The sequence below is a fragment of the Spirosoma oryzae genome (genome assembly GCF_003002825.1).
GTDB lineage: Bacteria > Bacteroidota > Bacteroidia > Cytophagales > Spirosomataceae > Spirosoma > Spirosoma oryzae.
Map to the genome: position 1 here is coordinate 27,134 of NZ_PVTE01000003.1, position 15,569 is coordinate 42,702.

Annotated in this window: 6 protein-coding genes; 1 reads left to right on the forward strand and 5 read right to left on the reverse strand. The window is 59.6% G+C overall.

Translation table 11 applies throughout. The features are described 5' to 3' along the window. Positions 1-15: 15 nt before the first annotated feature. On the forward strand, positions 16-969 hold the full coding sequence (locus tag CLV58_RS03985) for an SRPBCC family protein (RefSeq protein ID WP_106136489.1): 954 nt from the start codon (positions 16-18) through the stop codon (positions 967-969). A gap of 14 nt (positions 970-983) precedes the next feature. Here the strand turns inward: CLV58_RS03985 and CLV58_RS03990 are convergent, their stop codons facing one another. The 5 genes from CLV58_RS03990 to CLV58_RS04010 all read right to left on the reverse strand — a co-directional run bounded on the left by CLV58_RS03990 (position 984) and on the right by CLV58_RS04010 (position 15,400). Then, positions 984-1,436, reverse strand: a complete 453-nt coding sequence (locus CLV58_RS03990) for a hypothetical protein (RefSeq protein WP_106136490.1) — start codon at positions 1,434-1,436, stop codon at positions 984-986. Then, positions 1,433-4,870 (reverse strand): fibronectin type III domain-containing protein, encoded by a 3,438-nt coding sequence (locus CLV58_RS03995; RefSeq protein ID WP_106136491.1) that lies wholly within the window; start codon positions 4,868-4,870, stop codon positions 1,433-1,435. Before CLV58_RS03995 ends, CLV58_RS03990 begins: the two co-directional genes overlap by 4 nt. 56 nt (positions 4,871-4,926) lie before the next feature. Further along, positions 4,927-7,101 carry a fibronectin type III domain-containing protein gene (locus CLV58_RS04000; RefSeq protein ID WP_106136492.1) on the reverse strand — a complete coding sequence of 725 codons (2,175 nt, stop codon included), beginning with the start codon at positions 7,099-7,101 and terminating at the stop codon, positions 4,927-4,929. Between the two features lie 216 nt (positions 7,102-7,317). Next, a complete protein-coding gene (locus CLV58_RS04005) occupies positions 7,318-13,725 on the reverse strand; it encodes a hypothetical protein (RefSeq protein WP_106136493.1) in 6,408 nt (2,135 codons plus the stop codon). Continuing rightward, positions 13,709-15,400: a TonB-dependent receptor gene (locus CLV58_RS04010; RefSeq protein WP_106136494.1), complete on the reverse strand. Its 1,692-nt coding sequence runs from the start codon at positions 15,398-15,400 to the stop codon at positions 13,709-13,711. The genes CLV58_RS04005 and CLV58_RS04010 overlap by 17 nt, the downstream gene beginning before the upstream one ends. Positions 15,401-15,569: the final 169 nt, after the last annotated feature.

A 15,569-nucleotide genomic window follows, 5' to 3' on the forward strand; every position in this document is an offset into this window, starting at 1 on the left:
ACCTCCTCGACCTTTATGCGCACTCGTTCCTTACTGATTGTTGGCGGCATAACGCTCTACGCCATTGTCGTCCGACTGTTTTTCGGCGTTCGTGACCTACAGGGCTTCTTCGCCGTTCTGTCGCTCTCGTTTCTGTTCTGTCTGCCGGCGATCATCGGCCTGATCACCGTCTATTTTTTCGGCAATAGCGACAAAATCCACAACTGGACCTATTGCTTTTTCATACCCTGGGTTCCGATCGGCTCCTTCATGCTACTCACGCTGCTAACGGGTCTGGAAGGCTGGGCGTGCTGGCTCATCATCCTGGTGCCGATGCTCATTACCGCATCACTGGGCGGTCTGCTGGGCGGCTACCTTAAAACAAGGCAGCATAACCGGACGCACGTACTCACCCTGCTCCTGCTTCCCTTCCTTGTTTCTCCGATTGAATCGCAGTTCGCCACACCAGCCAACACCTACAGAGCCTACACCTGTATCGACATCAACGCGCCGGCCGACGTGATCTGGCGCAACGTTACCCGGGTGCGGGCCATTCCCGAAGCGCAGGACAAAGGCTGGCTGACCCGGTTCCTCGGCTTTCCCAGACCCGTCGAAGCCCTCCTCAATTACGAAGGCGTCGGTGCTTACCGAGAAGCCCGCTTTACAAACGGACTGGTCTTCCACGAGACCGTTACGGACTATGTCGACAAGCGGAAGATGGTGTTCTCGATCAAAGCGTACCCGCATGAGATACCAGCCGCTACGCTGGACGAACACATCGTTATCGGAGGGCGCTATTTCGACGTACTGACGGGTACCTACGAACTGGAAAAGCGGGGTCCGACCACCTATCGGCTGCACCTGTACAGTCAGTTTGTGCTGCATACCCGCATCAATGCGTACGCCAGCTGGTGGGCGACCCAAATCATGCAGGACATTCAGAACAACATCCTACAGGTGGAAAAGCTGCGCTCGGAAACGAACAGCTGACGGGCTTACGATACTCATTCGGGAACGAGCCCGTACTGGTTGAGGGAGTTGCCCGTTTTGCGGCTCTCGGCGGTACGCTCCAGCCGGAGCGACGTCGCCGTCGGTACCTCCACGATGTAGTAGTCGATGCTGCCGTCGGTGTTGGTTGGGCGGGGATTCAGTCCCGACAGGAGCAGCCGCCGATTGTCGGTCGAAACGGTCCAGGTGCCGGTGAGTTGCCGCCCGTCGATATCTTTGAGTTTGACCCCCCCCGGCTGACTCAGGTCGAGCCGGAAGTTGACGTAGCCGGGCTTGACGTTACTGCTGCCTCCCAGCGTGTACACCAGCAGGTCGCCTTCCTTAACGGTCTGCGCCTGCCAGACACGGCCCAACTGATCGGCGATAGACGGAACAGGTTTGGGCTGACAGCCCGCCAACAGAGTCAGTAACAACCCGACCAGCAGGGCTTGATATGATTGGCTTTTCATGGCAGTACGATTCGTTTAGCCAGTTTTCGCCCGTCAGCGACGAGCTGGACGATGTAGACGCCGGTAGCGAGTTGCGACAGGTTGTAGTGCCACCGGTCGGCGGGTCGCACGGTCCGGTGGTCGGACAGTACCGGCTGGCCCGTCGCAGTCAGGAGTTGCAGGGTAGTCGAGGCTACGGAAAACCAGTTGGTTACGACGTGCAGCGTTCGGTCGTTGACGTACAGGTCGGTATGCGTGTCGATTTCGTCTTCAACCGCGATCACCACTTCGTTGACCCGCGCCGACGCCACGTTGGAATAGCCCGAGCTGCCCGCCGTATTCATTGCCCTGACACGGTAGTAGTAGGTGGTAAACTCACTCAGACCAGGGTCGACGTAGCTGCTCACCGGTACCGGCACCTGTTTGACCTCCGCAAACGGCCCAGTCGGACTGGTAGCCCGTTCGATACTGATCGTCACGGCTTTGGGTGACACGGCCGCCCAGGTTAGCCTGATCTGATCGTAGTCCTGCAACTGTGCCGTCAGATCGGTGGGTGCGCCCGGCGGGGCCAGTGGTGTCGTCACGCAGACGGCATCCGTATAGCCCGACGGACCCGCTGCGTTGACGGCCCGCAGCCGGTAGCAATACGGCGTCGCATCGGTCAGGCCAGTATCGGTGTGGGTCGTTGTATTGGCGGTAATGTCGGCGACTTTCGTGAACGAGCCGGTCGCGCTGCTGCCCCGTTCGAGTTGAAAACCGCTTTCGTTGCCCGACAGGTCAGCCCAGGTAAGCACCACCTGCGTGGGCGACGTAGCCGCAGCCGTCAGTTGGGTCGGTGCTGCGGGGGGCACATCGGGCGTCGTCGCATCGACAACAGCCGAGTAAGCGGACGTACCCACCGCATTCTTCGCCCGAATACGGTAAAAATAGCGCGTATTCGGCGTCAGTCCCTGGTCCGAGTAGGTAGTTGCATTGGCAGCAACGTCGGCGATTTTGGTGAACGTCGCGCCATCTGTCGAGCGTTCGAGGTCGAAGCCGGTTTCATTGTCCGACGCATCGGTCCATTGCAGGTTGATCTGCGTAGTCGACGCAGCCGTAGCCGTTAGTTGGGTCGGCGCTGCGGGCGGGCTGTCAGGGGTCGTCGCGTCGGCAACGTTCGAATAGTCCGACGCACCGGCAGCATTGACGGCCCGGATTCGGTAAAAGTAGCGCGTCCGGGGACTAAGGTTCGGATCACTGTAGGTGGTCGCGTTAGCAGCTACGTCGGCCACCTTTGCCCAGCCATCCGTACCGGTACTACTGCGCTCAAGCTGAAAGCCGCTTTCGTTACCCGACAGGTCGGCCCACTGTAGCGTTATCTGGCTGAACGACACCGCCGTCGCCGTCAACCGGGCGGGGGCCACCGGGGGCGCGTCGGGCGTCGTGGCATCGACAACAGCCGAATAAGGCCCCGTACCACTGCCGTTGGTGGCCCGGATGCGGTAGTAGTAGCGCGTGTTCGGCGTCAGTCCCTGGTCGGCGTAACTGGTTGCTTCACCCGGCAGGCTGACCAGTTGCGTCCAGCCGTCGTTCCCGTTGGGGCTCCGTTCGACCAGTACGTTCGTTGCCGTCGCCACAGCCGACCAGCTCAGGTTGATCTGCGTGGTCGACACCGCCGTCGCGACCAGATTCTGCGGACTGGCGGGTGGACCAGCGGGCGTCGTCGCGTCGACCACGTTGGAATAGCCCGATGCCCCGGCGGCATTGACAGCCCGCAGTCGATAGACATACCGCGTCTGCGGCTGCACGGTATTGTCGACATAGGTCATGGCGTTGGCGGCTACCTCGGCCAGCTTGGTCCAGGTACTACCATCGGGGCTGCGTTCCAGTTGAAAGCCGCTCTGGTTGGCTGAACCAGCGGCCCATTGCAGGCTTATCTGGTTGTAGATCACCGCTGTGATGACGAGTCGGACGGGAGCCGCCGGGGGCGTATCGGGCGTGGTGGCGTCGGCGGTGTTCGAATAGCCACCCGGCGCACCGGCCGCGTTCAACGCCCGGATACGGTAGAAGTAACGCACATTGGGCGTCAGATTCGGATCGCTATAGGTCGTTGCGGTACCGGCCAGGTCAGCAATTTTTGTCCAGCCGTCGGTACCGTTGGGGCTCCGCTCCAGCTGATAACCCGACGCCCCCGAAACCCCCGACCAGCTTAGGTTGATCTGCGTGGTCGACGCGGCCGTCGCGACCAGATTCTGCGGCACTCCGGCCGGTGCGGCTGGGGTCGTCGTGCATTGAGCGTCGGTATAGCCGCTGGCCCCTACCCCATTGATGGCCCGCACCCGATAGCAGTAGGTCGTACCACCCGACAGGCCGTTGTCGCTGTAGGTGGTTGCGTTGGCCGCGACATCAGCGATTTTAGTGAACGTACCGCTGCTGGCCGGAGCGCGCTCGACCTGAAAGCCCGTTTCGTTGTCCGACAGATCGGCCCATTTCAGATTGATCTGGCTACTACTGACGGCTGCGACTTCCAGCCGGGCCGGGGCAGTCGGCGCAGTGGGTACCGGGGCTTTCGTCGTGCCGCAGGCTTCGTTGCTATAGCCCGAATACAGACCCGCGCTGGTTTTGGCCCGTACTTTATAACAGTACTGCGTATTGGCCGACAGGTTGTTGTCGGTGAAAATCTTCTGCCCAAACTCCGCCTGAATGACCTGATAGGCACCGCCCGCGCTGCTGGCGCGCGAAATTTCGAACGTGACGGGCACGACGTTGATATCGCTCCAGGTAAGCTGTAACTGACTGGTCGATAGCGACGACACACTTAACCCTGACGGCGTAACGGGGGGCACGGCCGTCGTGGTGGCGCAGGCCGTGTTTGAATAGTCCGACGTTCCCCCCGGTCCCCGCGCCCGGACCCGGTAGCAGTAGGTCGTGCCGCTGGCCAGCCCGGTATCGTCATACGTAAGGCTGCGGCTGTAGGCAACCGTCGCGATCTGGGTGAACGGTCCGTTCGATGACGTACCCCGTTCAAGCAGGAAGTCGGTAGCGGTTCCCCCACCAGGATTGGTCCAACTCAGGCGAATGGTCGACGGCGACTGCGTAGTGGCCCCCAGGCTGGTGGGCGTCGTCGGGGGCGTGGCCGGTGTCGTGACTTTGGCTTCACCGGAGTAGGTGGTCACCGCCCCCGTCGCCAGAACCGCCCGGACGCGATAGGTGTACGACCCATTCCCCTGCACGCTGTTGTCGGTGTAGGTCGTGGCGTTGGCCGCAGCCTCTCCGACTTTAGTGAAGCTGGTGAAGTCATTTCGTTCAATTTCAAACTTGGTTTCGTTGGTCGTGTTGTCTTTCCAGGTCAGCACGACCCGGTTATACGCCGGTGCCGATCCCGACAGGGCCGACGGTGCATTGGATTGAGCCAGTGCCGATAGCGACAGTAACATCGCCGTCCCGACCAGTGTAATCAGATAAACACGTTTCATTTGTGCAGCCAGTCGACTGGCCGGTTAATTGTACAAAAACAGAGGAGCAGTACGAATCAGGGTTGAACAGACGCCTGCACAGACTTGCTCAGCGCCGACCGGTGCGTGGCAACGATCGTCTGAACAGCGTATGTATACGTGCCGGGGCCAGGCAAACTGGCATCGACAAACGAGGTACCTGCCCCCACCAGCCGGTACGGTATCAGCGACTCGCCCACCCGGCACCGGTAAATCACAAATTGCCGTTCGGCTGCCAGCGCCGACGATTGCCAGTCGAGCCGTACGCTTTTCCGGGCGATGTCATAGCGGGCCTGTACACTGGCGGGGGGCTGCGCGGCCAGCTTCGCCAGATTGACGTAGTTGGCCGACACGATGAACGACCGGTCGGACCACCGCCCCCCGGCATCACGGGCCATCAGACTATACTCGTACTGATGCTGGTTCACCAGTGCCGTATCGAGCCAGGTCTGATCAGCAACGGGATGACCGGCGATCCGTTTGATTGCCTGCCAGTCTGTACCCGGTTCGCGCCGATACAGCACGTGCTCCGTTACGTCGTCGCTCAGGCTCGGAATCAGTTGCAGCACAATCCCCCGGTCCTGCACAATCGCGCTCCTGATGATAGGCGTACTGGGCGGTATCCGGTCTGGAATAGCAACCGCCAGCGGTTCAGAAAACAGCGAGTGATTGTTGCTTAGGTCAACCGCTACCAGTTGGTAAAACGCCTGCTTCGTCAGCGTACCGGAAGGCAGTGTGTCGGTAAAGACGGAGTCGGCCAGTATATCGGTCGTACGCTGCTGATAGTATGGATCATCGCGCGTATACGCCCGATACACCTTGTATCCCAGCACGTCGCGCTCCACGTTGGCAGGCCAGCGCAACGTTACAACCCCACTGGTGTCGACCTGCGCCGTTGGCTTCCGGGGGGCTGCGGGCGGCACTTTATCATCGATCAGGGCCGCAACGGGCGGGCTGAATGCGGTATTGCCCGCCGTATCGACGGCTGCGATGACGTAATAGCGACCGAAATATGGCACCGGTCGCTCATTGACGAATGTGCGGGCTGAAGCGGGCAGCAGATCGGTCGTCAGCGGCTGGTACGGCCCGCCTATGTCATTGGCTTGCCCCACGTAAAAGCCTTTCAAATCGGGTGAGGGCTTCGGCAGCGTCCAGGTCAGGATGATGCGCCGGTTGTCGACTACCTGCTTCTGTACGTCGACGGGGGCGCGGGGGGGCGTCAGATCGCGCCCGCTGCCGACGAGTAGTTTCGACGCCGGACTTTGATCGCCGAAGCTGTTGATACCGATGATGCGGTAATAAAATTTGCGGTAGTTGACACGTACTGAGTCGGTGTAGGTCACCTCACGCGCGTTTGTGCCCAACCCGTTACGGATCGTTGCCGTGTCGGGCTTCGCGTCGACGTAGGGGATCTCATTCAGCCGTTTAAACGTTTTGCCGTCGTTGCTGCGCTCGATGAAAAAGCCGGAGAAATCACCGCTATTGTGGTAGCGGTACCAGCGCAGCGTAAGCACGCTGTCGCCCGCATCGACGGTCGCCACTTTCGGAGCCGCCAGCGAATCGACTTTCCAGGGCAGTACCATCACCGTCGCCGTATCGCGCAGATCGCCGGGTTTGGGAGCGGGGCCGTTGTTGATCCAGAGCCGGTACACCGTCCGGTCAGCTTTGCGGTTAAATGTCCGGTCGGCCCAGCGCAGGGCTAACGCACTCGCAGCCCCCGCCGAAAACTCAGCCGCCATAGCCGCCATCAGCCATTGCCCCTGCTGCTGCTGGTAGCGCTGGTAAAACCCGGCCGGGCTGTTGCCCGTCGGCGGGGTGTTGAGTTTGCCGTGCAGGAGTTGAGCCGCGATGGCCGCGTACCGGTCGTTGCGGCCCAGCCGTTTTTTCATCGAGTCGAGCGACCACGGCCGGATGGGTGCTGCCGTGAGCCGGGTCCGCACGGGCTGCGCCTTTCGGTCAGTGTATTCAAGTCGTTCCAGCACGTACCCCCGGCGGTTGGCCGCCAGCCAGTGAGCCCCCTCATCGACGCCCCAGCGCAGCACGATGGAATCACCGTAGTTAAACGCTTTCAGGTGCAGGTGCTGCTTTGGTCGGGTACCGCCGGGCACAGGCCGACGGGCGGGTACTGTCTGTGCACAGGCAAATGGCGCATGCAGTAGACTGACTATCAGCAGTAGCGCAGGCAGGAAAAAACGAACAGAAAAACGTATCATAGCGATCGTGTACTGAATTAGATTGACACTACCTCACCCCTGGTTTGCCCCTGACGGCGGAACCTCAATGTGCGCTGGCCTATTCCCCCAGAAAGGCAGGGCTGTTAAGTTCTTCTCTTGGCTGTAGCAATTGCCAAATTTTCTTCGGCCTGTTTACCCTTTTAGCGAGTCAGTTGTGTCAGGTCTGGCTCACTGCAGGCCAACCCAGCTGGCCCATTATCGGCTGGTCGACAGATAGAACGTACCTGGCCCCGTTGGACGCCCACCCGACCGGCCCGGTGGACTGGGTGCCGTTGGCGGTACGTCGTTGATCGAGCCGATGGTGAATACTTTCGTAGCTGATCTTACCGGCAGTAACGTCTCCTGCGGATAGCCGTACCTGAACACCACCGTGAAGGGCGACGATTTACCCCGTTCGGGCCCACCGGAGTGGTATGCCTGCTGCTGATCGTAGTAAGCCTGCCGCTCCTGATAGTAGGTATCCTCGGCGAATTTCCAGTACTGCATCTTACGGTAGAACATCCCGTTGAACGTCTGGAGGTAAAGCTGCATACTCGGCGAACCCGACACGATCTGCCCGTAAGCGTTGTACGTTTCCCCTTCGATCTGCTTGTAGTTGGCGTTATCGAACGACTTCTTATAGTACGTGTTGTAAATGCTTTTGTCGTAGATGGCGGCCGATTCCGCGTTCGGGTCGTGTACGTATTTAGCGACGTAAGCCTGGTCGGACAGATTCTTATCGGGGCTGTATTTTTTGGCGACCAACACGTCGAAATAGTTCAGCCGGCGCATGGCTTTTATAATGCCACTCAGGGCTGTCAGATCATCGAAGGCCAGCCGGTCGCGCAGGAAGCTGAACTTGTTGGCGCTTGTGTTGGGATTATAGCCGGTTTCGCCGTGGCCGCTGTAGATCAATGCCTTCTGGGGTAGCCCCTGTACGCTCCCGGCAACACCCTGATAGCTGTCGCGATTGTAGTCGTCGTTGGGATAAATCTGCCCCAGCGTTTCAATTTTGAAATCGTCAGATGCGCCGTGATCCCAATACGTCCCGGTGACGTCGGTGGCGAGTTGCTCCATCCGGTCGTAAATCATCGTTCTGATTTCTTTCTCGTAGGGCGTGTTGGCGTAGGGTGTACCAGTGACCGGCGTTGCATAACTGAGCAGACTGGGTAGCGTGAAGTTGTCGTATATCTTACCGCCGAGCACGTCGATTTTGTCGAATCGCTCATACGTATCGGCACTCGGTTTGAGATCAATGGTCTGATCGCCTTTGTAGTTGGTGGCCTGTAGGTTCAACGCGTTCAGTTTGTCGGCGAACGTGTCGTACTGGCTGGTCGCGAAGGTGACACCGAACAGTTTTTTGCGCTGATTGGCCGCGTTGATGGCTGCCATCGCCTGCACCACACTGACGTTGAGCGTGGTACGGTAGAATTGCAGTTTGGGGCTCTGGGCCATCGTCACGTAGCCCGAGTTCGTCAGCGGCTTGCTGGCCGACCCCGCGCTCGTCGTTTTGGCTACCCGGCTGATCTCCAGCACGTAGTTCCGCTTGTTTTTCAGGCCGTTGGGAATGGCAAACGTAATCAGGTCCGTACCGTTGAAGTCGGCGGGTTGTGTTAGTACTTCCCCGCCCGGCCCGTTGAAGATAGCGACAAGCTGCGTACCTGTCTGGGGTTTCAGGCAGTCGAGACCGTCGAGCGTGGTGGCGCGGAGAAAACCTTTATCGGTTTGTTTCCGCAGAAAATACCGCTGCCCCTCGACCGGCCAGGCTCCCGTAATGACCGACTGCGGAATGTCGTCGGGTTGTTTGGTGAGCGTAAACGTAGTAGTCTTCTCCTGACTACGGGCTTCCTGCTTGCCCGTTTGGTCGTTGTAGGGGTCCTCCCAGTTGTAGCCGTACTGTTGTTTGATCGTAACCCGCTGCGTCAGCTGGCAGGTAGCGTAGGAAGGCAGAAACGTGTTGGCCGACAGTGTGTACGAGCGATAGTCAGCCGCCCAGTCGATGGGATTTACTTTCGTAACAGGCTGGTACGTACCCCCTTTGGCTTTTACCTGAAAAACGGGCGCGTCGGGGGTAAACTTGTAGTAGCGAATGTCGTCGCTCGCAATGTAGATTGTAAAGGCCTTGTTTACTGGCATATTGAACGACACGGCCACCGTAGGCAGCGTCGACACCTCGCTATCACCGGTGGCGGGTGTCAGCTGCGAAATGATCTCGATGTCTTTCAGCGGGTCGCCGTTGTAGACGGGTACGCATTTGTCGCCGAACGAAAAGTGCTGCGTCGTTTCCACCGAAATCAGGCCGTCGAGTACGCTGCCCGCAATTTTCACTTCACCGTCGGCCCAGGTTGGGCTGGGCGTACCGGCGGTTAGCACGGCCCCGGCCTGCAACTCCATCAACGATACCGACCCGCTGTAGAACCATGTGTCGACGTAAAGGTCAATCCCCCCGCCTAGGTAAACATACGCCTGCCCCTGCCCGTACCAGCCGTTAATACCCTCCGGCACATCGGCACTGCCTCCGCATGTCTTGTTTTTGGCCAGCCCGACGTCGAATCCGGCCAGGGCCGTAGCCCACAAGCGAAACGGCTCGACCTGCACTTTTAGGGTTGCGTCAATCCGGCCACCAAGCAGCAGTTTATAATTGTCGCCAGTCGGCATCAGGTCGGGCAGGGATCGGCCATGATAAGCCTTACTAGCTGACGCCAGGGTACTTCCCTCGCCCCCGTCCATGAATTCAATAACTTTCTGGGGTACCGGCGGCAATCCATTCAGATTTGGACCAACGCCCGTGGCCAGATAGCCCTTCGCACCAAGGTACGCCTTCACCGGACCCTGGTTCAGATCAAGCAACACGACGCTGATGCGATTCGTGTCGTTGCCCGGATCGCCCAGCTTCACAAACCAGTCGCTGCTGCCGGAAGAATGGATAATCAGCGGCACCTTCACCGAGGCCGTCAGCAGGTTGGCCGTTACCAGCAGCGACGCATCCAGCACGCTATGGGCGTACGTGACATCCATCACGGCGTGGGCAATACCGTCGCTGTCGTCGCCGTCACCCGATTTGCTGATCACATTGGCATTACCGTGCATATTGACCCCGCTCATGGCCCCACCCGCAAAGTCGATGGTCAGCGCCAGGCTCGTATTCAGCACGTGTGGGTCGGCCAGCCCTGCGTAGATTTTCGCCGTAAAACCCCAGCCCCCTTTGCTGGGTGTATAGGTCTGCCCCGACAGGGTTGTGCCGGGCTTTGTCAGGTCGACGGGAGCCGGTTTGTCGCTGTTGCTGGCGGTAGGTTTGGGGAGACTGGTTACGCTGGCGGCTCCCACACCCAGACTCATGTTGTAGTGCATACCCCCGCCCAGGCCCGTCAGCATGATCGGCCCGACAATGGGGATACCACCCGGAAACTGTACGCTGCCGTCGACAAAACTGTATTTGTAGCCGCCGACGTTGCCAAACAGCATGGCCATCTTGATACCGACGCCAAAGCCGGGCAGATTCACGGATGCGTTGCCTTTCATCCCATCGCCGTACACCTTGTCGTTGTCGATGAATTGCAGCCCACCCGATACGGTCAGTGGACCCACAGACCCGTTGATGCTCAGGCTTTGCGGGTACGTACCCTTGTAGGCCGGCGCAAACCGCCCGCCGTCTGGCTTGGTAATCGTGCCCAGCACGTCGACGGTGCCGCTGACCTGCACGAAGGATTTATCGTCGTCGGCTTCACCCACGTGCAGTTTAGCCCCTAGCCGAACGCCCGCCCCGTCGGGCGTGCCAATAACGGTCGGCTTGTCGAACGACAACGGGAAGCCCCCAACCGATGCCTGCTGATTGTCCGACGGCGCAGCCAGCCATTCGGGCAGCGGCTCGTCGGGGGTCCACGGTCCGCCCCCCGTCTGATTGCTACCCGGCTGTAGCTTAGCCGGGTCGATGGGCTTTAGGTCCCAGAAGCCGGTATTCATGTACAGGCCCGACCCACCGATTTCGCTGGTTCCCGGCTGTTTGACGTTGCCCAGCGCGAATTTTTCAAAGTACAGATTCGGAATCACGGCTTCCAGGGCTTTCCCGGCCTGCCCCGATCCGGCAAATTTTTTCACGTCGACAGCCACCGTTCCGCCCAGCGTGATGTTGACCTCGACACTTTTACCCGTTTTATAGCCGACCGTAATAGCTGTGTTTTTGTTAAGGTTCATGTTGGCGGCAAAGAGCGGCACCACATACCCATCTTTGGGTGAAGCCGCGAATTGCAGGTCGTCGAACCCGGCCGACAGATTGCAGCTGTAGCTGAACGCATCCGTACTGATCGGAAACTGCAACTGCCCCAGCATCGACCCGCCCCGGTTGCTGTTCTGCACGATGGTCCACTGAATGTGGTCGATACCGAAGCCAAACCCGGCGATGTTCTCTTTTTTGTAATCCATCACCGGCGTGGCCGTCGTCGTGATGATACCCGTGAAGCCCGACCCATCGATAACGCCCCCGTTGACGCTGACCGTGATGCGGGGATTGTTCTTGAGTGCCTTCGGCAACAGTACGTTCAGCTTTTTGAAATAAACGCCCTCGAAGGTGGGGCCTTTGTCGTCCTTGTATTCGTCGGGCAGACTGAACCCGTCGACGTTGCGCACGCTGGAATGGTCGTACAGGATGTCGCTACCGGCGAACGTTACCCCACTCAGCAGCGGCAGTTGAAAATCGGGCAACGTGAGCGTACCGATCCAGTCGGCCCATTTTACGAAGTCGGTCGTGATCGTACTGACCACGTCACCGGCTTTGGTACCACCCGCACCGTCGTCGAGCCGGAGTATTTTACCACCCAGATTCAGGTCGAGCACAGCGTGGATTTTCTCGAAATCGCCGTCTTTGACGTTGGCGAAGGTGCCATCGGTTTTCGCATCGTCGGGGTCTTTCTTCCGAAACTTGAGCGTCTGTCCGATGCCCGGCACGGTGAAGTCCTGTACCAGATAAACCAGCCCCGTTTTCGGAATAACCTGGCTGGGGCGGGTACAGACGTCGGTAGCTGCCAGCAGTAGCGTTGAATTGGCTTCGGGCAGGCTTACGCCCAGCACCAGATCCATCGTGGCACCTACCGGACTGAACACCATATCGTTGACGCCTATCGTACCGATTTTTCCGTCGTATTTAATCGGCAGCGGAACGGCGATAGCCTGCCCGGCGGCATTACTCACGGTATTGGTAATCTTATCGAAATAATCGGGCGGCAGAGTCGCGTAGCTACCCAGCGAACCGGGTGTAATCTTGGGCATTCCCGGCCCCTTGCTGTCGGACTTGACCGTCCCGTTGAACGCCTGATTAGCCGCGTTAACCTGCAAATCGGTGAACGTCACTTTGATCGGCGCGCCGTTCCAGCTTACCCGACCCGTGCCCGTATGCACACCGTTACTGACTTTATCGTCGGCAACGGTCAGCTCGAATTCACCCAACTTGATTGTTTTACCACTGAGCGACGCTGTCTGGGGTTTCTGATCGTCGGGCAGGTCGATCGCTTTACAGACGACGCTACTCTTCGCCATTTTCTGTTCGGTAGCGGGCGACTTGGCGGGAATCTTGTCAGCAACTGCCGTCGCTCCAGCCGGTGCCGTCAGGGATGGATCGATGTTGACTGGAATCAGCTTGCCGGGTGTCTGTACCAGTTCAAGGCCCGGCGTTTTAGCCAGCGGGGGCAGGCCGGTACCGTAGGTGAATGAGCAGACGGGGGCTTTGCCGTCGTTCAGGAAATGTAGCTTACCACTCCGGTCGATCGCCTGTACGCGCCAGGCATAGCGCTTGCCCAGTTGCAGGGGCGGCTGCGTGGGTCCGTACAGAAACGTACTCGTCCGCAGGCCGCGCACTTCGACACCCGACCGGGGCAGGGCTACCGCATCGATAAACACGTTCGGGTCGACATCGGCCTGCGGCAACTCGACCACGCGCAGGGTGTACTCCACCGATACCGGCGACACGCCCGCCGGGGGCGTCCAGGTAAATACCAGTGCCTGCGGGTTGGTCGCCGTCACTTCCGCGTCGCAGAGGGGCGCAATCAGGATGGGCGGTTCGACAGACCGGACGACGATCGGTGCCGAACAGCCAATCGGAAACTCCGCCGACAGCGGTTGCCCGAAGGCCACGGCAGCGGTGTTGGTCGCCGTTTCGTTGAACGCCCGGATGCACAGCTGATAGGTTCCGTCGGGCAGCGGCAGGCCCCGCGCCAGCTGGTTCTTGTCGATCCCCGTCACCTCGACCTGATTCAGATCGAACAGTCCTTCGAGGTCGGTACGGCTCAGTAGTGTCTGTCCTGGCGGCACCGTCAGCGGACGGGGCGGTCGGTAATTGGCCGCCGTACGAATCTCGATGCCGTTGTCGCCCGTCAGTTGCCCCGCCAGCCGGATCTGGTACGTTTGCCGGCTGGTGTTGACGATAAAGACGCGTACCTGCTGCCCCGCACCGGGATAGTCCTGCAAGTAGGCACTATAGGGCGGTAGTACGCTGACCTGCACCTGTAACGGAAAGGGTTGCGCCCACCCGGTCAGTGCGGTCAGCAGGAGCCCGAAAGCGACCAGCCAACCCCACTGCCGGACAGACGGCGGTCGATTGCGTAGCGCGGTTTGATTAAAAAGAGATGCCATAGCCGAGGTTCGCTCTGAGTTCGTTGAATGTTTGCGACTGAATGCCCGTATTGGCATTGAGGTAGTTGGCCGACAGGCTGATCGTCTGCCGTTTGGCCACCTGATAGCCCGCGTTGGCCGTAACGGTCAGCACCTTACCCGTCAGGCCGGCCTGCTGGTTGACGAGGTAGCTGGCTGTCGCCGAGGTTGTCAGTTTTTTGTCGAAGAACGCCTGCGTTGCCCCCAGCGTCGGGCCGAAGAACCGGACCGTCTGGTTGGTATCGCCAACGGCAATGGGCAACTGCGTCTGCGTGTACGACAGCATGCCGTTGATGCCCCAGCCCGTCGTGGTCTGCTGGTAGAAGTAGCCCAGGTTCAGGTTGGTATTCGTATTCTCCGTCTGACTGGCCGTGTTTGCGTTCAGGTCGCTGAGTTTCTGGTAGGTCGTCGTCAGCGTAAAGACCTGCATGACATCGTCTTTTTGCAGCGTATACCGTCCGTTGACCGTCGCCGAGAGGTTGTTCTGCGCCAGCCGGAGCGTGTCGATAAGCGGTCGCAACCCCGCCTGCTGACTGATCCCATAGTTCGACAGTTGCACATCGACACCGAAGGCCGTAGCCGGGTTATACGATACGACGAGCGACCCGATTTTCCGGCCCGTCCGCGCACTTTTGTTACCCGCCAGGTTATCGAACTGAATGCCGTAACTGCCCGACAGCCGGAGCTTTCCGTCGAGCAGGGTCAGGTTAGGGGCGATGGCGTAGCTCTCGATGTCGGACTGGAAATAGTAGGCCCCCATCGTCTGAAAATTCGGGTCGATCCGCTTGTATTGCAGCTTGATACCCGCGTTACCGCCCCGGTAGCCGACAGCCGCCTGTGTGGCCTGCGTGAGCTGGGTCGAAAGCCGGGGGGTGAACAGCCTACCGAAGAAGCGCGTCACCGGGTTACTCCCCTCCGTCGATACGAGGGTGGCTCGAACATCGCGGGTGTAGGCGCTCACGGCCCCGTCCAGCTCGACGGTCAGGTGCTTCAGAATCAGCAGCCGGGTAGTCAGCCCCACGACCAGATTTTCGGCGGGGACGACGGTCTGCGTCAGCGATTGGGACTCCGCGGCAATCGACGCCGAATCATCTTTGGCCCGCAGCAGAATCAGGTCGACGTAGTTGCCGGGTTTACCGTAGCCCACTTTCACGGCATAGCCCGTGCGCTGATAGGCCGGGATGATGTCGGGTTCAGCAAGGTTACTGGAGATGGCTTTGTTGAACCGGCCGTAGACCGCGCCCAGCCGGAACTTACCGGGATTCAGTTCGACACCGCCCCCCAGAAACGTGTGCCCGGCCAGCGTGAAGGGCGAGAAGCTGACGTTGCGGTAGCCCGCATGCACCGTCGCCCATTTGTAGGTCGGCGATACACCAAACTGGTTGAAGGGTTGCCGGAAACTGCTCCCCTGATTGCCCAGCACGGCGGAGAATGGCAGCGAAATACCGCCCGGTAGCGCAACCGTTACGGCACCACTCAACCCAAACGGCGACGCCTGATTGCGGGCGGCAATACCATCGGCCGCATAAAAACCGGCGTAGGCATTCAGCCCCCCCGATACCGTCACGAGCGCCGGTCGCCGGTCGGGTGCCGACTGCGGCCAGGCGGGTCGGCTGAGCAGGAGCAGGTAGCCAATAAGTAGTACAATTGGGCGCATACGTCAGTCGGTCAGAGTATCCGGCGAATTCATGGCCCAGTGTTGAAAACGGGCGAATTCCGGAAACAAACCTACTGGCAATCAGCACGTTGCACAATCGGATAAATGTATGATTGATAAGGCGTGTTCAGCCGGCTACGGGCTGTCTGTCAACCGCTTATGCGACGTT

What these genes read in the sequence shown, in the direction of transcription:
- CLV58_RS03985 (WP_106136489.1), top strand. Translation starts at nt 16, where the DNA reads ATGCGCACTCGTTCCTTACTGATTGTTGGCGGCATAACGCTCTACGCC.
- CLV58_RS03990 (WP_106136490.1), bottom strand. Translation starts at nt 1,436, where the DNA reads ATGAAAAGCCAATCATATCAAGCCCTGCTGGTCGGGTTGTTACTGACT.
- CLV58_RS03995 (WP_106136491.1), bottom strand. Translation starts at nt 4,870, where the DNA reads ATGAAACGTGTTTATCTGATTACACTGGTCGGGACGGCGATGTTACTG.
- CLV58_RS04000 (WP_106136492.1), bottom strand. Translation starts at nt 7,101, where the DNA reads ATGATACGTTTTTCTGTTCGTTTTTTCCTGCCTGCGCTACTGCTGATA.
- CLV58_RS04005 (WP_106136493.1), bottom strand. Translation starts at nt 13,725, where the DNA reads ATGGCATCTCTTTTTAATCAAACCGCGCTACGCAATCGACCGCCGTCT.
- CLV58_RS04010 (WP_106136494.1), bottom strand. Translation starts at nt 15,400, where the DNA reads ATGCGCCCAATTGTACTACTTATTGGCTACCTGCTCCTGCTCAGCCGA.